26 protein-coding genes are annotated in these 25,180 nt (G+C 58.1%); 13 read left to right on the top strand and 13 right to left on the bottom strand.

The genetic code is table 11. The annotated features are described in order from the left end of the window. The first annotated feature begins 11 nt into the window (after nt 1-11). Nucleotides 12-980, top strand: a complete 969-nt coding sequence (ybiB, locus tag PAG01S_RS06360; protein WP_010254284.1) for a DNA-binding protein YbiB — start codon at nt 12-14, stop codon at nt 978-980. Nucleotide 981: 1 nt separating this feature from the next. Here the strand turns inward: ybiB and PAG01S_RS06355 are convergent, their stop codons facing one another. From PAG01S_RS06355 to hutH, 3 genes are all read right to left on the bottom strand, one after another. Continuing rightward, the gene (locus PAG01S_RS06355; RefSeq protein WP_010254287.1) at nt 982-2,139 is read right to left on the bottom strand and encodes a M20 aminoacylase family protein; all 1,158 of its coding nucleotides are present in this window, start codon (nt 2,137-2,139) and stop codon (nt 982-984) included. 200 nt (nt 2,140-2,339) lie between these two features. Next, the gene (gene hutU / locus PAG01S_RS06350; protein WP_010254290.1) at nt 2,340-4,025 is read right to left on the bottom strand and encodes a urocanate hydratase; all 1,686 of its coding nucleotides are present in this window, start codon (nt 4,023-4,025) and stop codon (nt 2,340-2,342) included. A 15-nt stretch (nt 4,026-4,040) separates the two neighbouring features. Continuing rightward, nucleotides 4,041-5,591, bottom strand: coding sequence for a histidine ammonia-lyase (gene hutH, locus PAG01S_RS06345; protein ID WP_033771219.1), 1,551 nt, complete (start codon nt 5,589-5,591; stop codon nt 4,041-4,043). 326 nt (nt 5,592-5,917) lie between these two features. Here hutH and hutC point away from each other — a divergent pair, with 326 nt between their 5' ends. Next, the gene (gene hutC / locus PAG01S_RS06340) at nt 5,918-6,673 is read left to right on the top strand and encodes a histidine utilization transcriptional repressor HutC (RefSeq protein ID WP_010254300.1); all 756 of its coding nucleotides are present in this window, start codon (nt 5,918-5,920) and stop codon (nt 6,671-6,673) included. Here hutC and PAG01S_RS06335 read toward each other — a convergent pair. Beyond that, on the bottom strand, nt 6,657-7,199 hold the full coding sequence (locus tag PAG01S_RS06335) for a HutD/Ves family protein (protein ID WP_062758099.1): 543 nt from the start codon (nt 7,197-7,199) through the stop codon (nt 6,657-6,659). The genes hutC and PAG01S_RS06335 overlap by 17 nt on opposite strands. Beyond that, on the bottom strand, nt 7,196-8,551 hold the full coding sequence (locus PAG01S_RS06330; RefSeq protein ID WP_062758097.1) for a formimidoylglutamate deiminase: 1,356 nt from the start codon (nt 8,549-8,551) through the stop codon (nt 7,196-7,198). The genes PAG01S_RS06335 and PAG01S_RS06330 overlap by 4 nt, the downstream gene beginning before the upstream one ends. Before the next feature lie 81 nt (nt 8,552-8,632). Between PAG01S_RS06330 and hutI the strand changes: the two genes are divergently transcribed. Next, a complete protein-coding gene (hutI, locus tag PAG01S_RS06325) occupies nt 8,633-9,850 on the top strand; it encodes an imidazolonepropionase (protein WP_062758095.1) in 1,218 nt (405 codons plus the stop codon). Then, nucleotides 9,847-10,638, top strand: a complete 792-nt coding sequence (hutG, locus tag PAG01S_RS06320) for an N-formylglutamate deformylase (RefSeq protein ID WP_062758093.1) — start codon at nt 9,847-9,849, stop codon at nt 10,636-10,638. The genes hutI and hutG overlap by 4 nt, the downstream gene beginning before the upstream one ends. On the opposite strand, the gene PAG01S_RS22575 is transcribed toward hutG, so the two are convergent. Next, the gene (locus PAG01S_RS22575) at nt 10,625-10,759 is read right to left on the bottom strand and encodes a hypothetical protein (RefSeq protein ID WP_255265341.1); all 135 of its coding nucleotides are present in this window, start codon (nt 10,757-10,759) and stop codon (nt 10,625-10,627) included. The two genes, hutG and PAG01S_RS22575, sit on opposite strands and share 14 nt — an antisense overlap. 194 nt (nt 10,760-10,953) lie before the next feature. On the opposite strand from PAG01S_RS22575, the gene PAG01S_RS06315 reads away from it, so the two are divergent. The 5 genes from PAG01S_RS06315 to PAG01S_RS06295 are packed head-to-tail and all read left to right on the top strand — an operon-like array spanning nt 10,954 to nt 15,585. Next, the gene (locus tag PAG01S_RS06315) at nt 10,954-11,802 is read left to right on the top strand and encodes a transporter substrate-binding domain-containing protein (RefSeq protein WP_062758091.1); all 849 of its coding nucleotides are present in this window, start codon (nt 10,954-10,956) and stop codon (nt 11,800-11,802) included. Between the two features lie 12 nt (nt 11,803-11,814). Then, nucleotides 11,815-12,534, top strand: a complete 720-nt coding sequence (locus PAG01S_RS06310) for an ABC transporter permease (RefSeq protein ID WP_010254310.1) — start codon at nt 11,815-11,817, stop codon at nt 12,532-12,534. Nucleotides 12,535-12,542: 8 nt separating this feature from the next. After that, complete coding sequence (locus tag PAG01S_RS06305) at nt 12,543-13,274, top strand: ABC transporter permease (RefSeq protein ID WP_010254311.1); 732 nt, start codon at nt 12,543-12,545, stop codon at nt 13,272-13,274. A gap of 2 nt (nt 13,275-13,276) precedes the next feature. After that, complete coding sequence (locus tag PAG01S_RS06300) at nt 13,277-14,071, top strand: ABC transporter ATP-binding protein (RefSeq protein ID WP_022625980.1); 795 nt, start codon at nt 13,277-13,279, stop codon at nt 14,069-14,071. Further along, entirely contained in the window at nt 14,068-15,585 is a 1,518-nt protein-coding gene (locus PAG01S_RS06295; RefSeq protein ID WP_062758089.1) for an HAL/PAL/TAL family ammonia-lyase, read from the top strand. Before PAG01S_RS06300 ends, PAG01S_RS06295 begins: the two co-directional genes overlap by 4 nt. 3 nt (nt 15,586-15,588) lie before the next feature. On the opposite strand, the gene PAG01S_RS06290 is transcribed toward PAG01S_RS06295, so the two are convergent. After that, nucleotides 15,589-16,221 (bottom strand): flavin reductase family protein, encoded by a 633-nt coding sequence (locus PAG01S_RS06290; protein WP_022625978.1) that lies wholly within the window; start codon nt 16,219-16,221, stop codon nt 15,589-15,591. A gap of 141 nt (nt 16,222-16,362) precedes the next feature. Between PAG01S_RS06290 and rlmF the strand changes: the two genes are divergently transcribed. After that, complete coding sequence (gene rlmF, locus PAG01S_RS06285) at nt 16,363-17,295, top strand: 23S rRNA (adenine(1618)-N(6))-methyltransferase RlmF (RefSeq protein ID WP_010254323.1); 933 nt, start codon at nt 16,363-16,365, stop codon at nt 17,293-17,295. A 314-nt stretch (nt 17,296-17,609) separates the two neighbouring features. Here the strand turns inward: rlmF and glnQ are convergent, their stop codons facing one another. From glnQ to rhtA, 5 genes are all read right to left on the bottom strand, one after another. Beyond that, the gene (glnQ, locus tag PAG01S_RS06280) at nt 17,610-18,332 is read right to left on the bottom strand and encodes a glutamine ABC transporter ATP-binding protein GlnQ (RefSeq protein WP_010254327.1); all 723 of its coding nucleotides are present in this window, start codon (nt 18,330-18,332) and stop codon (nt 17,610-17,612) included. After that, nucleotides 18,329-18,988, bottom strand: a complete 660-nt coding sequence (gene glnP, locus PAG01S_RS06275) for a glutamine ABC transporter permease GlnP (protein WP_010254329.1) — start codon at nt 18,986-18,988, stop codon at nt 18,329-18,331. The genes glnQ and glnP overlap by 4 nt, the downstream gene beginning before the upstream one ends. Nucleotides 18,989-19,066: 78 nt before the next feature. Further along, the gene (gene glnH / locus PAG01S_RS06270) at nt 19,067-19,813 is read right to left on the bottom strand and encodes a glutamine ABC transporter substrate-binding protein GlnH (protein ID WP_010254333.1); all 747 of its coding nucleotides are present in this window, start codon (nt 19,811-19,813) and stop codon (nt 19,067-19,069) included. Between the two features lie 319 nt (nt 19,814-20,132). After that, nucleotides 20,133-20,636 carry a DNA starvation/stationary phase protection protein Dps gene (dps, locus tag PAG01S_RS06265; protein ID WP_031591741.1) on the bottom strand — a complete coding sequence of 168 codons (504 nt, stop codon included), beginning with the start codon at nt 20,634-20,636 and terminating at the stop codon, nt 20,133-20,135. 326 nt (nt 20,637-20,962) lie between these two features. Continuing rightward, the gene (gene rhtA / locus PAG01S_RS06260; protein ID WP_010254339.1) at nt 20,963-21,877 is read right to left on the bottom strand and encodes a threonine/homoserine exporter RhtA; all 915 of its coding nucleotides are present in this window, start codon (nt 21,875-21,877) and stop codon (nt 20,963-20,965) included. Between the two features lie 368 nt (nt 21,878-22,245). Between rhtA and ompX the strand changes: the two genes are divergently transcribed. Further along, on the top strand, nt 22,246-22,758 hold the full coding sequence (ompX, locus tag PAG01S_RS06255) for an outer membrane protein OmpX (protein WP_010254344.1): 513 nt from the start codon (nt 22,246-22,248) through the stop codon (nt 22,756-22,758). 240 nt (nt 22,759-22,998) lie between these two features. Here ompX and PAG01S_RS06250 read toward each other — a convergent pair whose 3' ends face one another. Continuing rightward, nucleotides 22,999-23,190 (bottom strand): hypothetical protein, encoded by a 192-nt coding sequence (locus tag PAG01S_RS06250; RefSeq protein WP_029518943.1) that lies wholly within the window; start codon nt 23,188-23,190, stop codon nt 22,999-23,001. Between the two features lie 253 nt (nt 23,191-23,443). Here PAG01S_RS06250 and mntR point away from each other — a divergent pair, with 253 nt between their 5' ends. Both mntR and PAG01S_RS06240 read left to right on the top strand, forming a co-directional pair. After that, nucleotides 23,444-23,902 carry a manganese-binding transcriptional regulator MntR gene (mntR, locus tag PAG01S_RS06245; protein WP_010254350.1) on the top strand — a complete coding sequence of 153 codons (459 nt, stop codon included), beginning with the start codon at nt 23,444-23,446 and terminating at the stop codon, nt 23,900-23,902. Between the two features lie 20 nt (nt 23,903-23,922). Continuing rightward, nucleotides 23,923-25,032, top strand: coding sequence for an SLC13 family permease (locus tag PAG01S_RS06240; protein WP_022625975.1), 1,110 nt, complete (start codon nt 23,923-23,925; stop codon nt 25,030-25,032). Nucleotides 25,033-25,180: the final 148 nt, after the last annotated feature.

The following is a 25,180-nucleotide window of genomic DNA, read 5'->3' as shown; positions in this document are numbered from 1 at the left end:
GGAAGCGAGTGATGGAACTGAATAAAATCATTAAAGAGATTGGTCGCGGTAAAAATCATGCCCGCGATATCGACTTTGATACTGCCGTGGCGCTCTATGGCGCGATGCTGGCGGGCGAGGTGCCGGACCTGGAGCTGGGCGGCATTCTGATTGCGCTGCGTATTAAAGGCGAAGGCGAAGCGGAAATGCGCGGCTTTTATCAGGCGATGCAGGCGCAGATGATGCAACTGCAGGCGCCGGAAAACCGCCCGATGCCGGTTGTGATCCCCAGCTACAACGGTGCGCGTCGGCAGGGCAATCTTACGCCGTTGCTGGCGCTGCTGCTGGTGAAACTCGGCTTCCCGGTGCTGGTGCATGGCGTCAGCGACGACGCGACGCGCATCACCAGTGAAGCGGTGTTTGCCGCGCTGGGTATTACCCCCGTCACCACCGCAGAGGCGGCGCAGGCAAAACTCGATCAGGGCGAACTCGCCTTTATCACCATCGATCATCTCTGCCCGCCAATGGCGAAACAGCTGTCGCTGCGCTGGCGAATGGGCGTGCGTAACAGCGCGCATACGCTGGCAAAACTGGCGACCCCGTTTGCCGAACGTGCGGCGCTGCGTCTGTCGAGCGTGTCGCACCCAGAGTATGTACCGCGTGTGGCGAAATTCTTCAGTGACATCGATGCGCCTGCGATACTGCTCAATGGCACCGAAGGGGAAGTCTATGCCAATCCACAGCGCTGCCCGGCGATCAGCATGATTCAGGGCGCAGGCGCAGAAGCGGAAGTGTGGGTTGAGCGTCAGCCCGAAGTGGCCGTTGAACTGCCGGCCGATAAGACGGCAGAGGTAACCGCGCGCTGGATTGAGCAGGTGCTGAATCAGCAGCGGCCGGTGCCCGCATCACTGCGACTTCAACTCGCCTGCTGCCTGCGCGCCAGCGGCCAGTGCGACTCGCTGGCGGCGGCAGAGCAGCAGATCCTCGCCGCCGGTTACTGACTCAGGCTGCTGGCAGCGCCTGTTCAACCAGGTTCTGCCAGAAAGTAATGCCAATTGGCAGCAGCGCGTCGTTGAAGTCATAGCGGGCGTTGTGCAGCGGGGCGGAAGGCGTGTCGCCATCCGCGCCCAGCCAGAAGTAAGCACCCGGACAGGCCTCCATCATGCAGGCAAAATCTTCAGACGCCATCGACGGATTAACCTGCCACTGAACCTGTTCGGCCCCCAGCGTCGCCAGCGCCACCTCGCGTACCTGCTCAGCCGGGGCCGCATGGTTGGCGGTCACCGGATAGCCCGGTAACCACTCAATCTCACCGCTGACGCCAAACGGACGTGGCAGGGTAGCGACAAACTCATCAATCAGCCCGCGTACTTTTTCGCGCACGCTGGTCTGCAGGCAGCGCACCGTGCCGCGCAGTACAATCTGTTCCGGGATCACGTTGATCGCTTCGCCACCGTGGATCTGCGTCACGCTGACCACCGCCGAGGCAAGCGGCGAGAGGCGACGTGACGGAATCGTCTGCAGCGCCAGAATCAGCTCAGCCGCCACCACCATTGGGTCGGCACCGCTTTCCGGCATCGCCGCGTGGCAGCTTTTGCCGTGCAGAGTAATCTCAAACGAATCCAGCGACGCCATCATGGCGCCAGGGTTAACCGCCAGTGACCCCAGCGGCAGGCCCGGCCAGTTGTGCATCGCATAGATCGCATCCATCGGGAAGCGCTGGAACAGTCCCTCTTCCACCATTTTGCGCGCACCGCCCAGGTTCTCTTCGGCAGGCTGAAAAATGAAATGTACCGTGCCGCTGAACTGGCGTGTGGCGGCCAGCTGTCGGGCGGCGGCCAGCAGAATGGCGCTGTGACCGTCGTGCCCGCAGGCGTGCATCACGCCGGGAGTGGCGGAGCGCCATTCAGTGTCGCCTTTTTCCGTAATCGGCAGCGCATCCATATCCGCACGCAGCCCGATAACCGGGCCGGGACCGTTTTCCAGCGTGCCGATCACGCCGGTGCCCGCCAGACCACGAAACACCTGCAATCCCGCCCGCTCTAACTCATCAGCGATAAACTGGCTGGTTTGCTGTTCCTGGTAACCTAATTCGGGGTGGCGATGAAACTCACGGCGCCAGCGCAGGGCATCTTCAAGCAGGGCAGGGGAAAGGGTCATGCAGAGTCGCGCTCCATACAGAATGAGAAGATTTCACTTTAGAGGTCGGGTGGCGCTGCGTCTATCGCCGGCAGGACGAAATCTGGCTATAGGCTAAATCAAAATGGAATAAGTAATAAGGAAGTGATGTCCGGGCAGGGCTTCAGAAGGGAAAAATGCGAAGAAAACGGGGCAAGCCGCTGCCCGCCCCGTTCAGCGTATTACTTCTGCATCGGCAGATTCAGGTCATGCTCTGCCGCGCAACTTTGTGCCAGCTCATAACCCGCGTCGGCATGACGCATCACGCCGGTGGCCGGGTCATTCCACAATACCCGACCCAGACGCGCATCCGCCTCTTTGCTGCCATCACAGACAATCACCATACCGGCGTGCTGCGAGAAGCCCATACCGACACCGCCGCCGTGATGCAGGCTGACCCAGGTCGCACCGCCTGCGGTATTCAGCAGCGCGTTGAGCAGTGGCCAGTCTGAGATTGCATCCGAGCCATCCTTCATCGCTTCGGTTTCACGGTTAGGTGAGGCAACCGAGCCGCAGTCGAGATGGTCGCGGCCAATCACCACCGGCGCTTTCAGCTCGCCGTTGCGGACCATTTCATTGAACGCCAGACCGGCAAGATGCCGTTCGCCCAGTCCCAGCCAGCAGATACGTGCTGGCAATCCCTGGAAGGCGATGCGCTCCTGCGCCATATCCAGCCAGCGATGCAGCGTTTTGTGATGCGGGAACAGTTCTTTGAGTTTTGCGTCGGTCTTGTAGATATCTTCCGGATCGCCGGACAGCGCCACCCAGCGGAACGGGCCTTTTCCTTCGCAGAACAGCGGACGGATGTAGGCCGGTACAAAGCCAGGGAAATCGAAGGCGTTGCTGACACCCTCATCCAGCGCTACCTGACGGATATTGTTGCCGTAATCCACGGTCGGGATGCCCATATGACAGAAGTCGAGCATCGCCTGCACGTGGACCGCCATTGAGGCACGCGCTGCTTTCTCTACTGCCTTCGGCTGTGAGACGCGCTCCTGCTGCCAGCGCGCCAGATCCCAGCCAGCCGGCAGGTAGCCATTAATTGGATCGTGTGCCGAGGTCTGATCGGTGACGATGTCCGGTTTTGGCCCGCCCGCCCGGGCGCGTTTCACCAGCTCCGGCAGGATCTCGGCGGCATTGCCCAGCAGCCCGACCGAAATCGCTTTTTTCGCCGCGGTCGCTTCGCTGATTAACGCCAGCGCTTCATCCAGCGTAGTGGCTTTGTAATCTACATAGCGGGTACGCAGGCGGAAATCGATGCGCGACTCCTGACACTCAATCGCCAGCACACAGGCCCCGGCCAGAACGCCCGCCAGCGGTTGCGCGCCGCCCATGCCGCCCAGCCCGGCGGTGAGGATCCAGCGTCCGCTGAGGTCGTTGTTGTAGTGCTGACGTCCCGCTTCCACGAAGGTTTCGTAGGTGCCCTGCACGATGCCCTGCGCGCCGATATAGATCCAGGAACCGGCGGTCATCTGGCCGTACATCATCAGACCCGCTTTATCCAGCTCATGGAAGTGATCCCAGGTCGCCCAGTGCGGCACCAGATTGGAGTTTGCCAGCAGCACGCGGGGTGCATCCGCGTGGGTGCGGAAGATGCCGACCGGCTTGCCGCTCTGGATCAGCAGGGTTTCATCCGGCTGCAGTGCCCGCAGTGAACGCAGGATCTGCTCGAAGCACTCCCAGTTACGCGCCGCCTTACCGATGCCGCCATAAACCACCAGATCTTCCGGCCGCTCGGCAACATCGGGATCGAGGTTGTTCTGAATCATGCGGTAAGCGGCTTCAATCAGCCAGTTGGCGCAGTGCAGCGTGGTACCGTGAGGCGCGCGAATTTCACGTGCCACAGCCTGAGAAAGAGTTTCGCTCATGAAAGATTCCTTAATTCAAGAAGTTGGGCGCATGCTCGGCAGCAGCGCGGTCAATGCCTGAGGCCAGTCAGTGCGACTTGCCCACTGACGCATTGCCTCGATATCGGGAGCCAGCAGGCGATCCTCCTCAAGGAAGGCGACCCGCTCGCGAATGGTGTCGATGGCCTGCTCAATCAGCGCAGAGCTTTTCAGCGGCCGGTTGAATTCAATGCCCTGTGCGGCGGCCATCGCCTCAATGCCCACGACTGCGGCGCTGTTAAAGCACATGCTGCCGAGACGGCGGGCGGCGTAGGTCGCCATCGAGACGTGATCTTCCTGATTAGCGGAGGTCGGCAGGCTGTCGACGCTGCCCGGATGGGCCAGCGATTTGTTCTCAGAGGCCAGGGCTGCGGCGGTCACCTGGGCGATCATAAAGCCGGAGTTTACGCCGCCGTCGCGCACCAGGAAGGGCGGCAGACCCGACAAGCCGCTGTCCAGCAGCAGCGCCAGCCGCCGCTCGGAGATGGCCCCGACTTCGGCAATCGCCAGCGCCAGGATGTCCGCAGCAAAGGCCACCGGCTCGGCGTGGAAGTTACCGCCGGAGATCACATCGCCGCTGTCGCTGAACACCAGCGGGTTGTCAGAGGCCGCGTTCGCTTCGATTTCCAGAATCCGCGCCGCGTGGCTGAAGTTGTCCAGGCAGGCACCCATCACCTGTGGCACGCAGCGGATGGAGTAGGGATCCTGAACGCGGCCGCAATGCGTATGCGACAGCACTATTTCACTGCCCTCAATCAGGGTGCTGACGGCAGCGGCGACCGCAATCTGACCATGCTGACCGCGCGCCTGATGGATACGGGCGTCGAACGGTTTTAGCGAGCCTTTAATCGCCTCCAGCGACAGCGCACCGGCCATCAGACCGGCGGCAAACAGGTTTTCACCCTCAAACAGGCCGCGCAGCGCCAGCGCAGTTGAGACCTGGGTGCCGTTAAGCAGCGCCAGTCCCTCTTTCGGGCCGAGTACAAACGGCGACAGGCCCACGCTTGCCAGGCCTTCGGTTGCCGGAATCAACTCACCCCTGAGCCGGACCTGACCTTCGCCCAGCAGCATCAGGGACATGTGCGCCAGCGGTGCCAGATCGCCGGAGGCACCGACCGAGCCTTTTTCCGGGATGCAGGGCATGACTCCCGCATTGAACAGCGCCAGCAGCGCCTCAACCAGTTCGATTCGCACGCCAGAGTGACCGCGTGCCAGGCTGATGATTTTGGTGGCGACCACCAGGCGGGTAACATTGTCGGGCAGCAGATCGCCCAGCCCGACGCTGTGTGACAGCACCAGATTACGCTGCAGATCCGCCAGCCGACTGGCCGGGATTTGCGTCTGCGCCAGCTTGCCGAAGCCGGTATTAATGCCATATACCACGTTGCCAGAGGCGACAATCGCATCCACGGTCTGCTGCGCCGCCGCAATTGCCTGACGCGCGGGCTCATCAAGCGTCAGCGTGACGTTGCCCTGATAGATAGCGCGTAATGTGGCGAGGTCCACCTCGCCTGGCACCAGGCGCAAAACCTGAAACGAACCTGACATAGTCTACTCCTGTCTATACAAGTGTGCTGGTGTGGCTAAACTGCTCTCCTTGCCCTGATCCAGCGGAATAATACGAGTGAAACATAAGCGTTAATTCTTGTCTATGCTTGTCTATACAATCAAAGGGAGCAAGCAAGTGCCGTGCCAGGCCGATCACAAAAATCGATTGCCCGTCCGCTGCGGGTTGACTATTTAGCGCTACTCAGAGGCTGCACCATCAGGATGCGCAGACTGCACCATTGGGGCACCGCGCAGCGTACTGGATGTATATACATTCACACGGTGAGACAGTAGACTTAGGGGACTTTCAGCATAAGGAACAGCAAATGGTTGAGCATACGGCACTGGCACAACTGGCGGCGGCAATGAGCGATGAGCCTGCCCCGATTTATCAGCGGGTGAAGCAGGCCATCGTCAGCCAGATCCGTGAAGGGTTGTGGAAAGCGAATCAGCGTGTGCCATCAGAAAGTGAACTGGTTAATGAACTGGGCGTCAGCCGCATGACCATTAACCGGGCGCTGCGTGAACTCACCAGCGAAGGCTTTCTGGTGCGGATGCAGGGCGTTGGAACCTTCGTGGCGGAGATGAAAGGCTACACCGCCATGCTGGAGGTGCATAACATCGCCGATGAGATCGCTCAGCGCGGCCATCAGCACAGCTGCAAAATCCTCGCCATCGGTCAGGACAAAGCCGATCCAGAGCAGGCGGCGGTGCTGGGACTGACTACCGGGCAGACGCTCTATCATTCGCTGATTGTGCATTACGAAAATGATCTGCCGGTGCAGCTGGAGGACCGTCTGGTCAATCCGCTGGTCGCACCCGATTACCTGACGCAGGATTATCAGCAGATGACGCCTTACACCTATCTGATGCGCGTCGCGCCGCTGACGGCGGGCGAGCACATTGTTGAAGCGGTGTTGCCCGATGCGCGTCAGCGTAAACATCTGTCGGTGGATGAGCACGAACCCTGCCTGCTGATTCGCCGTCAGACCTGGAGCGACACTAAAATCGTGACCTATGCGCGGCTGCTCTATCCTGGCTCACGTTACAAACTGCTGGGCCGCTTCAGGGGACACGGTTAAGACGGGTAAACAGCAGCCGGGCATCGGTATCGCACGGGCTGAGTTGTGTTTCTTCATCGACCCACCACGCGCCCTGCTGCGCGGTCAGCCGTTCCCCGTCAGCCGTCTGCCAGGCGCCAGCCAGCACCCAGGCGACGCCATGCAGAGAGCTGACCGGCGTGGTCACCACCTCCACCGCTGCCTGCCATTCCCCGCGCCGCGTCATAATATTAAAATCTTCGCTGACGCTGCCCTGCAGCTTTGCCGTTAAGGCGAGTTCGCCGGCAAACGCCCAGGGCTGTTGAGGCGTCAGTAGGTGCTGCACGCCCGGCGCGGTCAGCAACACCGGATCGCCATGCAGCAGGGTAATCACCCGATCAATGTCAGGAAAGGCAGAGAAGGGACCATCCTGCGCCAGCGTCGCAATGCTGGCGCGCCAGCCGAAGCGCTCCGCGCCGGGTGGAAAGCTGATGATTTCGCGGGTTTCGCCGCCGCCGTTGCGCCAGCGGCTGACCGCCAGCTCCGGGTATGTGAACCGGGCGATCATCGCAGCGCCTCCATCGCCTGAGCAAAGCGGGCGGCACACGCCGTCTGGTGCGGATGCACCCCATCTTCTACCACGGCTTTACCCGCCACATAAACGTCCCGAATCTGATCGCGCTGCCCGGCAAAGAGCCAGCGGTTGAGGACGGCGTGCGACCCGACGCTGCCGAGCCACGCCTCATCCCGCAGCACCAGCCAGTCGGCACGTTGTCCCACCGCCAGCGTGCCCTGCTGAATGCCACACGCCTGCGCACCGCCTGCTGCTGCCTGTTGCCACAGCAGATCGCCTACCGACGGCTGGCCGGGCAGGGTAATCCGGTTGCGGCGCTGGTCGCGCAGTCGCTGAGCATACTCCAGCCAGCGCAGCTCCTCCTGGGCGCTCAGCGAAACGTGACTGTCAGAGCCGATGCCCCAGCGTCCGCCCTGCGCGATGTACTCCACTGCCGGAAAGATGCCGTCACCGAGGTTGGCTTCGGTGGTCGGGCAGAGACCCGCCACTGCGCCGCTGCGGGCGAGACGCGCCAGCTCACTCTCATCCAGATGGGTGGCGTGGATCAGGCACCAGCGCGCATCCACCTCAAAGCGGTTCAGCAGCCAGGCCACCGGACGCTCGCCGCTCCACGCCAGCGAGTCATTCACCTCTTTCTGCTGTTCAGCCACATGGATATGTACCGGCAGTGTCAGATCACTGGCCGCCAGCACGTCCTGCATCTGGCTTTCACTCACCGCCCGCAGTGAATGGAAACAGAGGCCACGGTTCAGCAGTGGCCTTTGCTGCTGCCACGTATCAAGCCGCGCCTGCTGTTGCAGATAGCGGTCGGTCTGCTGGATAAAACGCTTCTGACCTGCCGACGCTGGCTGGCTGCCGAAGCCGCTGTAGCTGTAGAGCACCGGCAGCAGCGTCTGGCCGATACCGGCGATCTCCGCCGCTTCAATCAGCTGTTGCAGCATCGCATCATCACTGTAGGGCGCACCCTGTGTGTCGTGGTGCAGGTAGTGAAACTCTGCCACCTGGGTGTAGCCGCCTTTCAGCATCTCGATGTAGAGCAGGGCGGCAATATCGCCCACCTGTTGCGGCGTCAGGCGCTGCACCATGCGGTACATCAGATCCCGCCACGTCCAGAAACTGTCCTGAGGATCGCCCGCCACTTCAGCCAGACCCGCCATGGCACGCTGGAAGGCGTGCGAGTGCAGGTTGGCGATTGCCGGGATCACCTCGCCGTTGAGCCGGATAGCCTGATCAGCGTGGCTATCCGGAGTAATAGAGTCGATAAAACCGGCCTGATTGACCGTGATACGCACCTGCTGCTGCCAGCCCTCCGCCAGCAGGGCACGCGAGGCAAAAAAAGTCGCCATGGTTGATCCTCATCGGATGTGGTTGTATATACATATACATACTTTGAGGCACAGTGTAAACGGCGGAGGCATGAGGTAACGATGGCAGAAGAGATGCGCGTAGAGACGGTGTGGACCGGGGCTGACCTGGTCACCATGCGTGACGGAAAGTACCATCTTATCCCGCAGGGGGCGCTGGTGGTGCGGGCGGGCAGGCTGGTGTGGGTCGGGCCGCAGGCGGAGATGCCCGCGTTCGTCGCCGATCAGCATCATCATCTGCCGGGCGGCATCGTGACCCCGGGGCTGGTGGATTGTCATACCCATCTGGTGTTTGGCGGCGACCGCAGCCAGGAGTTTGAACAGCGCCTGAATGGCGTCAGCTATGCAGAGATTGCCGCGCAGGGCGGTGGCATCCTCTCAACCGTGCGCGCTACCCGTGCCGCCACTGAAGAGGAACTGGTGGCATCGGCTCGCTGGCGGCTAAACCGCCTGCTGGCCGAGGGCGTCACCACCGTGGAGATCAAGTCCGGCTATGGCCTGGATGAAGAGAGCGAACTGCGGATGCTGCGGGCGATTCGCCAGCTGGGAGAGAGCGTAGCTGCTGACGTGCGCGTCACCTGTCTGGCGGCACATGCTTTTCCGCCGGAGTTTAAGCACGACCCGGATGGCTGGGTCGATATCATCTGCGAACGGCTGCTGCCGCAGGTGCAGGCACTGGGACTGGCGGATGCGGTGGATGCGTTCTGCGAGCATCTCGCCTTTTCACCGCAGCAGGTGGCGCGGGTGTTTGATCGGGCAGTGGCGCTTGGCATGCCGGTGAAACTGCATGCGGAGCAGCTCTCGGCGTCAGGTGGCGCAGCACTGGCGGCGCGCTATGGGGCGCTCTCTGCCGACCACCTTGAATATGCCACCGAGGAGGATGCCAGAGCGATGGCACAACATGGCACCGTGGCGGTGCTGCTGCCTGGTGCATTTTATCTGCTGCGGGAGACGCAGCGTCCGCCGGTGGATCTCTTCCGGCGCTATGGCGTGCCGATGGCGCTGGCCAGCGATGCCAATCCCGGCACCTCGCCTGCGCTGTCGCTGCGTCTGATGCTTAATATGGGCTGTACCCTGTTTGGCATGACGCCGGAAGAGGCGCTGGCGGGCGTCACGCTGTGGGGGGCAAAAGCGCTGGGGCTGGCTGACAGTCACGGCTCGCTGGAGGCGGGAAAAGTGGCGAACTTCGTTCACTGGCCGCTGGCCCGTCCGGCAGAACTGGTTTACTGGCTGGGTGGTGAACTGCCCTGTACCGTTATCTATCGTGGAGAACCGCAATGAACCCTTTCCATTTTACCCAGGGCAGTCTGCCGCTGCTGGTCAGCATTCCCCACGCCGGTACCGAGCTGACGCCCGACGTGGAAGCCGGACTGAGTGAGGCCGCGCGCGGCTTACCCGACACCGACTGGCATATTCCCCTGCTGTATGATTTTGTGCGTGATCTCGGGGCCAGCGTGTTAATCGGCCGCTACTCCCGCTTTGTGGTCGATCTCAATCGCCCGCCCGATAACCAGCCGCTCTACACCAGCGCCACCACCGGCCTGTTCCCGGAAACCCTGTTCGACGGTACACCGACCTTTGCACCAGGCAAAACACCCGACGACACGGCGCGTCAGGGCTACATCGATCAGATCTGGCAGCCCTATCATCAGCAGATTCAACAGGAGCTGGCGCGGCTCAAAGCGCAGCATGGCTATGCGCTGCTGTTTGACGCCCACTCTATCGCCAGTGAAATTCCCCGCCTGTTTGACGGCCGTCTGCCCGATATCAACATCGGCACCAACGACGGCGCAAGCTGCACGCCTGCAATGAGTGCGGCGCTGGAGGCCGTGTGCGCGGCGCAGAACGACTACAGCTGGGTGATTAACGGGCGCTTTAAAGGCGGTTACATTACCCGTGCCTACGGTCAGCCGCAGCAGCAGATTGAGGCGGTCCAGCTGGAGCTGGCGCAGCTCAACTACATGGATGAAACCCCACCTTACGCCTGGCAGCAGGCGCGTGCCGCCCGGTTGCAGAACGTGCTGAAGGCACTGATCCACGCCATGCTGGCGCAGGCTAAACCGCAATAAAACTCACCAGAGCGATGCGCCACTCCGGTGCATCGCTGCCCTGATTAAGTGCAGCGGCGGGCAGGTCGCCTGCCTGCTCCCAGACACCCGCCGCTTTTTTCCACCTCTGCAGAGCTGGCATAACCTTTGCTTGGTTGTATGTACAAGTGCAGCAGCGCCACCATCTGCTTAATAAATTCTGTCTGGCTCACAAAACGATAAAGCCGGCAATGAACTGCGCTGCGTTAACTTGTATATACATGACATATCATCCTGTGAAATTTATGTTAAATCTCGTCAGGGCGATCACCAGGCCGCTACTTTCAGGAGAACCGTATGACGCACCCTCTGACTCTTCGTCGTTTATGTTTCACTACGCTGGTTTCCAGCCTGCTGCTCTGTGGCGTCAGCGCCCAGGCCAAAGAGTGGAAGTCGATCACCATTGCCACCGAAGGCAGTTATGAACCCTGGAACCTCACCCTGCCAGGCGGCAAGCTGGGCGGTTTTGAACCGGAGCTGATGGCCGATCTCTGCCAGCGTATGGCAATACAGTGCAAGCTGGTTGTGCAGAACTGGGATGGAATGATCGCCGGTCTGAATGCCGGAAAATATGACGTGATCATGGATGCAATTGTGATCACCCCCGAGCGCAAGAAAGTGATCAATTTCACCGTGCCCTACGCCTCTACGCCCGCCACCTTCATCACGATGAAAGGGTCGTTGCTGCCTGCCGACAGTAAGATCATCAAACTCACCGACGATGAGAAAACCGTGGAGCCTGCCATCGCACCCCTGAAAGCGGCGCTGAAGGGCAAAACCATCGGTATCGCCTCCGGCACCGTCTACACGCCGTTTATCGACAAGTACTTCAAAGAGGTGGCGGATGTCCGGGAATACACCAGCTCAGCCGATGCGATCCTCGATTTGCAGGCGGGGCGTATTGACGCGGTGTTTGACGATGTGACCTTTGCGCAGTCGATGCTGGCGCGACCGGATAACCGTAACCTCAGCTTTAGCGGTCCGCAGCTGGGTGGCCCAATCTGGGGTGAGGGCGAGGCGATGGGCGTGCGCATGGCAGACAACGATCTGAAAGCCCGGCTGGATCAGGCGATCAAAGCCGCGCTGGCCGATGGCACAGTGAAAAAGCTGAGCGAGAAGTGGTTCAAAACTGACGTCACACCCTGAGTGAGGTAACTGATGATAAGCCTGCTGAGTTTTGGCCCGGAGGGCTGGGGACGGTTGATTCTGAGTGCCACGCTGACGACGTTGCTGCTCTCATTTGCCGCGCTGCTGGTCGGTGCGGTAGTGGGATCGGGCGTTGCCGCTGCAAAGTTATCCCCGCACCGCGCGGTGCGCTGGGCAGGGGAAGGCTACTCGGTGATCTTTCGTGGCATTCCTGAGCTGCTGGTGATCTACCTGTTCTACTTCGGCGGATCGGGATTGATCACGCAGATCGGACAACTGTTTGGCGCGGACGGGTTTATCGAAGCGCCGCCGTTCCTGATCGGGGCGCTGGCCATCGGGCTTATTTCCGGCTCTTACCAGGCGGAAGTCTATCGTGCCGCACGGCTGGCCCTGGCGAAAGGGGAGATCGAAGCCGCTGTCGCTATTGGTATGCCGCGCTGGCGCATCCGGCAACGCATCCTGCTGCCGCAGGTGGCGCGCTATGCGCTGCCCGGCCTGTCAAACGTCTGGCAGATGAGCCTGAAAGACTCGGCGCTGGTGTCAGTGACCGGCATTGTCGAGCTGATGCGGGCCAGCCAGATTGCGGCCGGCTCCACCCGTGATTACTTCTCCTTTTACCTGGTGGGCGGTGCCTGTTATCTGCTGCTGACGCTGCTGTCGAACCGCGCCTTTCTGCGGGCTGAATCCCGTCTTGGTCGCGCCTGGCAAAGCCGCACCGCTGCACAGCATTAAGGAGACTTATGATCGATTTCGCGTTCCTCACTGACACCTTCCTGAAACTCAGCGCCGCGTTGCCGGTTACGCTGGGCCTGTTTATCAGCGCCTTTCTGTGCGGTGGCGTGCTGGCGGTGGGTATTCTGGCGCTGCGCATGAGCCGCTGGCGTCTGCTGAGTGCTTTTGCCCGTGGCTACATTCTGGTGTTTCGCGGCTCGCCGCTGATGATCCAGCTGTTCCTGATCTACTACGGTCTGGGGCAGTTTGGTGTGATCCGGCACAGTCTCTTCTGGCCGTTTCTGCGTGAGCCCTTTACCTGTGCGGTGCTGGCACTGTCGCTCTGCACCGCCGCCTACACCGCGGAGATCCTGCGCGGCGCGCTGCTGGCTGTGCCGCCCGGTCAGGTGGAGGCGGGGATGGCGTGCGGCATGTCACGCGGGCTGCTGCTGCGGCGCATTATCGCGCCGGTGATGCTGCGTTATGCGCTGCCCGCTTACTCCACCGAGGCGATTCTGCTGGTGAAGTCGACCGCGCTGGCCAGTCTGGTCACGGTCTGGGATGTCACCGGGGTGGCGCAGCAGATTATTCAGCGTACTTACCGCACCATGGAGGTGTTTCTCTGTGCGGCGGCAATCTACCTGATCCTCAACTTCATCATTGTGCAACTCTATGCCCTGCTGGAGCGGCGCCTGACGCCGGTTCATAAACCGGAAAAAAAGCCGTTACCGGCCGCTAAGCCGATTCCTGGAGGAAAATAAACATGTCTGAACTGCCACCCGTCACGCTGTCGGCCAGCGATATCCATAAATCCTTTGGCGCCATGGAGGTGCTGAAAGGCATCTCGCTGCAGGCGCACCAGGGCGATGTTATCTCAATACTCGGTGCCAGCGGCTCGGGCAAAAGTACGCTGCTGCGCTGCATTAATCTGCTTGAGACGCCTGACGCGGGCGTGGTCAGCGTGGGCGGTGAAACCATTGAGATGAAGCGCCATGCCCGGGGACACCAGCTGGCGGCTAATCCGCGTCAGATTGAGCGGCTGCGCTCCCGGCTCGGTATGGTGTTTCAGAGCTTTAACCTCTGGTCGCACCTGACGGTGCTGCAAAATGTCATTGAAGGGCCGCACTACGTCCTCAAGCGCGATAAAAAAGCCTGTATTGCCCAGGCGGAACAGCTGCTGGATCGGGTCGGTCTGCTGAATCGCAAAGATTTCTATCCCGCCCAGCTTTCAGGCGGTCAGCAGCAGCGGGTGGCGATCGCCCGGGCGCTGGCAATGGACCCGGAGGTGATGCTGTTTGATGAGCCAACTTCGGCACTCGATCCGGAACTGGTAGGCGAGGTGCTGAAGGTCATGCGCAGCCTGGCGGAAGAGGGCCGCACCATGCTGGTGGTGACCCATGAGATGGGTTTTGCCCGCAACGTCTCTAACCGGGTGGTGTTTATGCATCAGGGCACTATTGATTGTCAGGGCACGCCAGAGGCGATGTTTGGCGAGGCGGGATCGGCGCGCTTTAAGCAGTTTATCTCCAGTCATCATCAGGTGGAGCCGGTGGTATGAGCGACGTAATACGTCAGACGCTGGTCTGGGGCGATGGCCCGCTGAAATGGCAGGCGCTGGTGCAGGTCGCCCGGCACGGCGCCACCCTGACGCTGAGCGACAGTGCCTGGCAGCGAATTGCGCAGAGCCGTGAAATCGTCGGTAATATCGTGGCGGCGGGGCAGGTGGCTTACGGCATCAATACCGGGCTGGGGGCGTTGTGCAACATCACCCTGTCTGAAGATGAACTGAGCCAGCTGTCGCGCAATACCCTGCTGAGTCATGCCTGTGGCGTCGGGCCGGTGCTGGCAAAACCCGAGGTCCGCGCCATTCTGTGCGCTGCGATTGCGAACTACAGCCACGGCAAATCGGGTGTTTCAGTGGCGCTGGTGCAACATCTCCTGGCTTTGCTAAACCTGCAGATTACGCCACAGGTACCGTCGCAGGGATCGGTGGGATATCTGACCCACATGGCGCATATCGGCCTGGCGCTGATTGGCATCGGCGAGGTGGAGTGGCAGGGTGAAATCATGCCCGCGCAGCAGGCGCTAACCCAGGCGGGATTAGCCGCTTACCGGCCTGGCGCCAAAGAGGGGCTGAGCCTGGTCAACGGCACGCCCTGCATGACCGGCTTAGCCTGTCTGGCGCTGGACGATGCCGAACGGTTGCTGGACTGGGCAGACGTCACCGGTGCGATGAGCTTTGAAGCGCTGCGCGGTCAGCTGGTGGCGTTTGACCCTGAGGTACTGGCGCTGAAGGCCAGCCCGGGGATTCAGCGCAGCGGCGAACGACTGCGCCAGTTGCTGAGTGACAGCCCGCTGCTGAAAGCCAGCGTTGGCATCCGGACTCAGGATGCACTCAGTCTGCGCTCGATGCCGCAGGTGCACGGCGCCTGCCGCGATCAGTTTAGTCATGCTGTCCGTCAGGTGGAGACCGAACTCAACGCCTGTACCGACAATCCGCTGGTGCTTGGGACGCCGCAGGCCTGGCGCGTGGTGTCACAGTCCAATCCGCATGGCGAGTCGGTGGCAATGGCCTGCGACCTGCTGGCGATTGCGATGGCGGAGCTGGGCAGCATCGCCGAGCGACGGCTTGATCGGCTGGTGAATCCGCTGGTCAGCGGCCTGCCGCCATTTCTGGTCGCCGAGCCGGGCGTCAATTCCGGCATGATGATTGCGCAGTACGTGGCGGCATCACTCTGCGCGGAGAACCGTCAGCTGGCGCAGCCTGCGGTGCTTGATAACTATGTCACTTCAGGATTACAGGAGGATCATCTGAGCCTCGGCACCGGCTCGGCGCTGAAGCTGCTGAAACTGGTCAGCAATGTTGATCACATTATCGCGATTGAGTATCTGCTGGCGGCGCAGGCGCTGGAGTTTCACGGTGAATCACAGCTGGCAGCAGGCACGCGGCGCGCCTGGCAGCATTTGCGGCAGGTTGTTGAGCGCTGGCAGCAGGATCGCTGGCTGGCACCCGACATCGCCCGCGCGGTAGCTCAGATTAAAGCGCACCGGGCCGATGCGCTTGTGGGGTGAGGATTACCTGCGGCGCGCGTCCGGACGGACTAAATCAAAACGTTGCGCTTCGCTGATGCCGTAATAGGCGCTGGGGCCGCCCGCGCGCAGAATCGGCTCGGCTTTAGCGGTCTGATAAATGCCCTCTTCCAGCAGCGATTCATCGATGTGAATCGCCACCGCTTCACCCAGCACCAGCCAGCTGTCGATCAGATTGCCGCTGGCATCCTGCAGCTGAATCAGTTGCGTCAGGCGGCACTCGAAGTTGACCGGGCTCTCTGCCACCAGACTGGCGCTGACCTGTGAAGCCGCCAGCGGCGTTAAACCGGCAAAGGCGAACTCATCCTGATCGGCAGGCAGCGAGGCGGAACTTTCGTTCATCGCTTCCGCCAGCGGACGGGTCGCCAGGTTCCAGACAAACTCTTTGGTCTCAGCAATATTTCTCACGCTGTCTTTCCAGCCACTGCTGGCGAAACCGATAATCGGTGGATGATAGTTGAAACAGTTAAAGAAGCTGTAAGGTGCCAGATTGTGCTGGCCGCTGCTGCTCACTGAGCTAATCCAGCCGATCGGGCGCGGCCCGATAATGGCGTTCAGCGGATCGTGCGGCAGACCGTGACCAGCACGGGGTTGATAGGAATAGCGTTTCCGGGTCATAACTTCTCCAGCAGGGAATTTTATTTATCTTAGCCCGACAGCATCGCCCGACGGAATCGGAAAGAGGTAAGCGGATGGTGCGGGTTTATTTTCCGCCGCCTACAGCGTATTGTACGCGCGCCTGAATAATTGAGAGAACGTATGAAAAAGTCAGCCAGCACGTCGCCTTTCCACGCCCGCAATCGCCATCAGGGCGAATACGATTTTGCCGCGTTAACCGCTGCCCATCCGCCGCTGAAAGCCAAAGTCCGGCCCAATGGTTATGGCGTGCAGTCCGTGGATTTCGCGGACCCGGAGGCGGTGATGCTGCTGAACCAGGCGCTGATCAAACTATTTTACGACATCGACTGGCAGCTGGCTCCCGGCTCACTCTGCCCGCCCGTGCCGGGACGCGCCGATTATCTGCACTACCTTGCCGATCTGCTGGCGCTGGATAACAACGGCGTGATCCCGACGGCGGACGTTCTGGATGTCGGCTGCGGTGCAAACTGCATCTATCCGCTGATTGGCGCGGCAGAATATGGCTGGCGCTTTACCGGCACCGAAGTCGATGAAGCCGCCATCAAAGCCGCTAACCGCATTGTTGCGGCCAATCCGCGCCTGACGCGCCAGATCCGTCTGCGTCGTCAGAAAAACAGCGATGCAGTGCTGGCAGGTGTGGTCAGTAAAACTGAATTTTTCAGTGCAGTGATGTGTAATCCGCCGTTCCACGCGTCGGCGGAAGAAGCGGTATCAGGATCGCAGCGTAAGGTCCGCAATCTCGGACTGGATAAGAGTGCGCCGCTCAATTTTGGCGGCCAGCACAATGAATTATGGTATCCCGGTGGCGAAAAGGGCTTTATCGGCAAGATGATCGCCGAGAGCGTGGCGTTTAGTCGTCAGATCGGCTGGTTTACCTCGCTGGTGTCGCGCAAAGAGAACTTACCGGCGCTGGAAAAACAGCTGCAGGCGCTCGACGTGGCGGAGATGCGGGTGGTTAATATGGCGCAGGGTCAGAAGCAGAGTCGCTTCCTGGCGTGGAGTTTTATGCCTGCCGCCCAGCGCACTAAACTGCTGAGTCGCCTGGGGAACTGAGGTGTCGCTTTACATGGTAACAGGTGTATCTGTGGGCGAAGAGTAAAATAGAACGGGCCGCGATGCGGCCCGTTTTGATTGTTGACAACGCCCGACTCGGTGGAGGTAAGACCGAGCTGGCACAGGGAACCCGGTCAGATCGGAAAGACGCAAAGGCTGTCATCCATGACACGCTCGGCCCGCGCCGTCCCTGGCGCGGGACGCTTTCCTCTTCTGACCGGGTTCCCTGTGCTTCGGGTTTATTCGTTGCTGCCAGATTTACCCTGGTTTGGATTGTCATCAGTTTTAACGGGCCGCTTAGCGGCCCATTTTGATCAGGAGACGTGCTGCAGGAATTCGCGCAGACGCTCGCTCGGTGGGTTGCTGATCAGGCTGTCGGGATCGCCATCTTCCGCAATCCGGCCTTTATCGATAAAGATCAGCCGTGAAGCCACCTTCTGTGCGAAGCCCACTTCGTGCGTCACAATCACCATCGTCATGCCTTCTTCGGCCAGATCCTGCATCACCTTCAGCACTTCGTGACGCAGTTCCGGGTCGAGCGCTGAGGTTGGCTCATCAAACAGCATCATTTTCGGCTTAACTGCCAGTGCACGGGCAATCGCCACGCGCTGCTGCTGACCGCCGGAAAGCTCAGACGGAAAGTGGTGCGCGCGCTCGGCGAGGCCCACTTTGCCCAGCAACTCACGCGCCAGCTGGCGTGCCGCCTCTTTGCTGGCACCGCGCACACGGATAGGACCAAAGGCGACGTTATCCAGCGCACTCATCTGTGGGAACAGATGAAACTGCTGAAACACCATGCCCGCTTCCTGACGAATCAGGCGGTCATCGACTTTCGGATCATTGACGCGCAGGCCATCGACAATCAGTTCGCCACTGGTGATCTCTTCCAGCTTGTTAATACAGCGCAGCAGGGTTGATTTACCGGAACCGGATGGGCCGATAATCACCACCACTTCGCCCTGGTTAATCTTCAGGTCGATATTGTGCAGCACCTGGGTCTGGCCAAAATGTTTGGAGACATCTTTAAATTCAATCACAGGATTTTCACCCTTTTCTCAATGCGGCGCAGCACAAAGCTCAACACCAGCGTAATAACCAGATAGATAATCGCGACGGCGCTCCAGATTTCCAGCGCGCGGAAGTTACCGGCAATAATCTCCTGACCCTGACGGGTCAGTTCAGCCACACCAATAACGATAAACAGCGAAGTATCTTTGATGCTGACAATCCACTGGTTGCCCAGCGGAGGCAGCATGCGGCGCAGCGCCAGCGGCATAATCACGTAGCGCAGCGTCTCGCGGCTCGACAGGCCAAGCGCCAGTCCGGCTTCGCGGAAGCCCTTGTTGATCGACAGCACGGCACCACGGGTAATCTCGGCAATGTAAGCGCCGGAGTTAATCATGATGGTCACCACCGCCGCGCTGAAGGGATCAATGCGCAGGTCGGGGAACGCCATCGGCAAAGCAAAATAGATAAACATCACCTGCACCACGATAGGGGTGCCGCGAATGATTTCGATAAACACCAGTGCGATGTTATTGGTGATCCAGCCACCGTAAGCGCGGGCAAAGCCCGCTACCAGGCCGATGAAGAGGCCGCCAATCAGTCCAATAATTGAGATAATTAAGGTCAGTTTAGCGCCTTCAAGCAGCGCTGGCATGGCGGGCCAGATGACGCTCCAGTCAAACTCCATGGTGTCACTCCAGATATGTTGCGATGGAAAAAAGCAGGGAAAAAGTTTCCCTGCTGAAATCAGATAACGGGCAAATTATTATTTAGGTTCGGTGCCAAACCATTTTTTATAGAGCGTGTTGTAGGTGCCGTTCTCTTTCAGGGTTTTCAGTGCGCCGTTGACTTTTTCACGTAAATCGTCGCTGCCTTTCGGGAAGGCGATACCATACTGCTGCGCTTCAATTGAATCGCCTACCGCTTTAAAGCGGCCTTTACCGGCGGTATGGATGAAGTAAAGGATGTTTGGCGTGTCATGCAGCACGGCGTCCGCACGGTTGGTGCCCAGTTCCATATAGGCGCTGTCGATATTCGGGAACTGACGCAGATCTTTGGATTTGATGTTGGCTTTCGCGTATTCCACGGAGCCGGTGCCGCTTTTCACTGCGACCACTTTACCGTTCAGATCGCTGATGCCTTTGATGTCGTTTTCATTGTTACGCACCATCACCTGCAGACCGCTTTTGTAATAGCCGTCAGAGAACTCAATCGCTTTTTTACGTTCTTCGGTAATGGTGATACCCGCCAGTGCCAGATCGACATTGCGCGTTTGCAGTGCAGGGATAATGCCGCTGAAGTCCATTGGCTTCAGGGTGTAATCGAGCTTCAGCTCTTTCGCAATGGCATCCCACAGATCCACATCGAAGCCGACATATTTATCACCCTGTTTAAATTCAAACGGAACAAAGGCGGTATCCGTGGCGACGACCAGCTTCTTGTCTGCTGCAGTGGAAGAGAGAGAGAAGGCCAGCGCCAGCGCGGCCACAGAAACTTTTAACAGTGACTTCATCATTTTTCCTTTTTTTACTACCAGGCGGCAGGGCCTGCGTTTGCGGCTTGTCATATGAAAGAATTATGCCAACTTTGCAAAATCTGCGAAATCAGAGAGTTAAATAACATAGCTGACACGATTTTGCAGTTAATTCTGCCATTGCACCAGTTTGGTGCTCAATTTTGGTGCAGGTGGCTGTTTTGGTGCAAGCGGTAGTGTGCCTCAGATGTTAAGGCTGTGAAGCGGAGGAGGGAAGAACTGTTAACAGGGTCATAAAAATGCGGTAACACAGACGTAAAAAAGGCGGGTTTCCCCGCCTGACAGACTGCATTGAGTCTTATTCGATGTTCGCTTCGATAAACCACAGGAATTTATCAAGGTCACGTGATGCCGCAGTAAAGATATCAGCGGTATCTTCGTCTTTCACTTCAGTGATTGCTTTACGGGTGTCATTCGCGACAACGCTGTAACGGTCTGCCAGCGCTTTCAGATGATCCTGAACGCTGTGAATATTCAGCGGATAGCTCTTCAGCGGAGTCGTATCGTTAACGACCTGCGTGGTGCCCAGCGCCACGCCACCCAGCTGAACCACACGCTCGGCAATAGTATCCTGATGATCGGTAATCGCGGTGCGGAAGCCGTCCAGCATCTCATGCACACCGATAAAATTAGCACCGCGCATGTTCCAGTGCGCCTGCTTAGTGATCAATGACAGGTCAATAAACTCGACTACCATACGGTTTAACACCGCGATGGTGGCTTTTTTATCGTCTTCGGCCACATCATTGCGGGTATAAATCAGGTCAGAAGATTTAGTTTTAACCAATTTAGCGGTACTCATCGTTTCAGTCCTCTCTTTGATGGTTGTCCTAATCAAGTACCGGATAAGTATAGCAGCGCTTTTCAGCTTTGCAGAAACGACTTTGTCGATGGATGAAATAGCGTGCGTCTTTACTAAAAGCAGAGCTGGGCTAAGAAGGTTAATGCCATGTTAAAATATAAAAACAAATAAATAGCTATTTAAATCATAAGGTTATTCTATTGTGTAAATAACTGGTAAGTGTCTGTTTCAAAATAGGCAGCGCAGGAAGGCGCGAAGATTAGGAATAATTCTCATGATGAGCATGATTATTATTTAGCCCCGCCTGCAGGCGGGGCGGATAGCGTTTATTTTTGGATATCGTCTGATAATTCAACGCTGTTTAACTGACTCTTTTTCGGCCGCATGGTCAGCGTTGAACCTGCCGAGGCGATGATGATCGCCAGCAGCGCCAGCCACTGAAGCCCGGTCAGGGTTTCCCCCAGAAACAGCATGCCGGAAAAGGCAGCCATGGCGGGTTCCAGACTCATCAGCGTGCCGAAGATGCGCGCCGGTAAGCGGGTGAGGGCGATCATCTCCAGCGAATAGGGGATGGCGCTGGAGAGCAGGGCAACCAGCAACGCGATCGGCATAACGGCCCATGTCCAGATGCCACTTTCTGCGAACGTCAGCCCCAGCGGTACAAAAATCACTGAGGCAATCAGCGACCCGATAGCCACTGTCGCCGGGCCATGTTCTGCGCCTGCCCGCTGTCCCGCCAGGATATAGATCGCCCAGCAGGCGCCTGCACTCACTGCCAGTGCAGCGCCCAGCGGATCAATCGCAGTCATGCCTGTGCCAAAAGGCAGCAGGAACCACAGACCAATCACGGCCAGCAGCACCCAGACAAAATCCAGTGGCCGGCGCGATCCGAATAGCGCCAGCGCCAGTGGGCCGGTAAATTCCAGTCCCACCGCCACACCCAGCGGCACGGTACGAATCGCCAGATAGAACGTGAAATTCATTGTGCCCAGCGCCAGTCCATACATCAGGAGTGGCAGACGTTGTTCCCGGCTAAAGCGTAAACGCCAGGGTTTGAAGATAATACAGAGTATCAGGGTGCCAAAGCCCAGGCGCAGCGCGGTGATGCCGGTAGCGCCAACGGCAGGAAACAGGCTTTTCGCCAGCGAAGCACCGCCCTGAAGCGACAGCATCGCAATCAGCAGTACGGCAATCGGCATCACTATCGGGGCAAGGTTTTTAGAAGCGGGAGAGGCAGACATCCTGTGTACTTTTCCTGGTCATCAACGTAGTGAGTCAGCCAGTGTAAAGGAAATAGCAGGCAAAAAATCATGGAATGGGGTTTTAAATTTCTCTCAACTGAACGATTTTTGGCCAGAATCAGGGCCATTTAGGTAAAGAAATGTCAGGTTTTTTTAGGATTTAACTTAAAGAACGAAATGAGCACGAAATGATTATTGCAGAAAGATGACGGATTTTATAAGAAAAATGAATGACATAGGTTGTCGCATTAACTTCCTGTTACACCAAACATTCTGTTAGACAACAAAATCCGGGCAGAGTTTCTCGCTATTTTTTGTTATATTTTCAGCGTTGTCAGGAGAGAAGTATTTTCACATTTGAGGTGGTTATGAAAAAAATTGCATGTCTTTCAGCATTAGCCTGTGTACTGGCAGTATCTGCAGGTTCAGCAATGGCACAGAGCACCGTAACTGGTGGCTATGCTCAGAGCGACTATCAGGGCGTAGCTAACAAAGCTAACGGCTTCAACCTGAAATACCGCTACGAAGACGGTTCTAACCCACTGGGTTGGATCGGTTCATTCACCTACACAGAAAAAGATAACACCGATTCTGGCATTTATAACAAAGGCCAGTACTACGGTGTGACCGGTGGTCCTGCTTTCCGTCTGAACGACTGGGCAAGCATCTACGGTGTTGTGGGTATCGGCTACGGTAAATTCCAGCAGAACGATACTTCATCACGCGATAAAACTGATTCAAGCGACGTAGGTTTCTCTTACGGCGCAGGTCTGCAGTTTAACCCAGTTCAGGACTTCGCAGTTGACGTTGGTTACGAGCAGAGCCGTATCCGTAACGTTGACGTTGGCACCTGGATTGCTGGCGTAGGTTACAGCTTCTAAGTTTAGCTTAGCTGACCTGCAAAAAAGCGGCCCCTTGTGGGCCGTTTTTTATTGTGCTGATTTACTCACCCTTCTCTCGTGCCTGCACGTTTCCCGACTTTCCCGGATCGCTGTAGCCGATCAGCAGCCATGCTGGTTGAAGCCGCAGGTCATATTGATTCGATGGGGAAACAGGAAAAAAAGAGAGCAGAAAGGGAGAGTGCGCCTCTCAGCCAGCGGCTGAAAGGCATAGAATCAGGATTAGCCGCGCCAGATGAGATTCTGACAGCGACGATCGTCAGACTTATGGCCCAGCAGTTTTTCCAGCAACATCAGACGCAGTGTGAACGGTGAACGCGTCAGCAGGCACAGCCAGGATTTCATCTCCGTGGTTGTTTTCTTCTCAGCCTGGAAGCATTTACTGCAATCTAAGCAACATTTCAGGGTGCTCATAGAATCACCTCCCAATCATTGTCGACGCGGTAGTCAGCAGCCTGCGGTGAGAGGCGTCATCATCACCGGAGCAACAGAGGATCAACTGGGATCGCTCTTTTGCTGCTTACATTATCGTCAAATATAGCACTGGCTATATCCTTTAGCCAAGGCTAATGACGAAAAATTTGAGCTTCTTTGCGGCTGGTTTACAATGAGCGCAGCTAAATCCGTACAGCAGTGACAGTACGGGAAAAAATAATGAGGAAGCTGAATGAGTCGTCGTGCTAAAAGCGTGGTTTCTGCGCCAAAAGGACCACTGAAAGATATTGAAGAGCATGTCGAAGGTTTTCGGCAGGTGCGTGAAGCGCATCGTCGGGAATTAATTGATGACTACGTTGAGTTAATCTCTGATTTGATTGGTGAATTTGGCGAAGCGCGTCAGGTTGATATGGCGGCCCGCCTGGGCGTTTCACAACCGACCGTAGCGAAAATGCTGAAGCGGCTTGGCAGTGCCGGGCTGGTTGAACAAGTGCCTTACCGCGGTGTCTTTCTGACTGGTGAAGGAGAGAAACTGGCAGAGGAGAGTCGCGCCCGTCATCACATTGTTGAAAGTTTTCTGCTGGCGTTAGGCATCAGTCCCGAAACTGCCCGACGTGATTCAGAAGGTATTGAGCATCACGTCAGTGATGAAACGCTGGCCGTATTTAAGAAATTCTCCGAAACCCGCTAACGCTAAGGCGTACCTTCATCATGCCTCAACTGCTTCGATCTTTTTTGCATGACTCTGTTTTGCATTTATTAATCGTGATTGGTGTAGTTCTGGCATTTCTGGCGGATTTTCGCTGGGCCGATCTGCCCGGTGCCGTAGACTGGCATACCATTATTACGCTCACCGGATTGTTGATCCTGACCAAAGGGCTGGAAACCAGTGGCTACTTTGACGTGCTGGGGGGACGACTGATTGCGCGTTTCCGGCACGAACGTGCGCTGGCGCTGTTTATGGTGCTGGCTGCCGCGTTGCTCTCTACGTTTCTGACCAATGATGTGGCGCTGTTTATTCTGGTGCCGCTGACGCTGACGCTGCGAAAGTTCTCTCACTTACCCATCTCGCGACTGATCATCTTCGAAGCGCTGGCGGTCAACGCCGGATCCCTGCTGACGCCGGTCGGCAACCCGCAAAACATTCTGCTGTGGAGCCACGGCAAACTAAGTGTTGTCGCGTTTATTGTGCAGATGCTGCCGCTGGCCGCCTGGCTGCTGCTTAGCCTGATGGTATTAACCTGGTTCAGCTTTTCAAAGCGGTCGATTGATAAGCATGACAACCCGGAACAGCCGCAGTGGCAGAAGCCGCTGTTTATTGTCAGCGTGGTGCTATACCTGCTGTTTATCGCCGGCCTGGAGCTGGAAATCACCGGTTGGGTCCTGCTGCTGATTCTTGCCACGTTCCTGGTGATGGCGCGTCCAGTGCTGCTGCGCATCGACTGGAGCCTGCTGGCGGTGTTTATCGCCATGTTTATTGACGTCTTCCTGATGACGCGTCTGCCGGTGATGCAGGCTCACTTTGATGCGGTTTCTCATTTCGGTCAGGGGCAGCTCTACCTGCTGGCGATTGGTCTGTCACAGGTGATCAGCAACGTTCCGGCGACGATTCTGCTGCTGCAAAAAGTCCCGCCTGGCGATGTGCTGGCCTGGGCGGTCAATATTGGCGGATTCGGTCTGCTGCCGGGTTCGCTCGCTAACCTTATTGCCCTGCGTATGGCGAAAGATCGGGCCGTCTGGTGGCATTTCCATCTCTTTTCTCTCCCTCTGCTTGCCTGGTCGATGGCCAGCGGCTGGCTGCTGTTGCGGCTGCTCAATTAGGCCCGACGCATCCTGCTACCCGCCACAGGTGGCAGGATGTGCGCCATTTCTCAAGTTTCGTAAAGTTGCGCTGGATTTTGTCAGTTTCCGATATAAGGTTAACAGGACCTTTATGCCCGGGAATTAGGGCCTTAGCCAGTGATGGGAA

Origin of the sequence: Pantoea agglomerans NBRC 102470, from assembly GCF_001598475.1 — a bacterium.
GTDB lineage: Bacteria > Pseudomonadota > Gammaproteobacteria > Enterobacterales > Enterobacteriaceae > Pantoea > Pantoea agglomerans.
The sequence above is the reverse complement of the archived record's forward strand: the minus strand, read 5'-3'. Positions and strand labels throughout refer to the sequence as shown.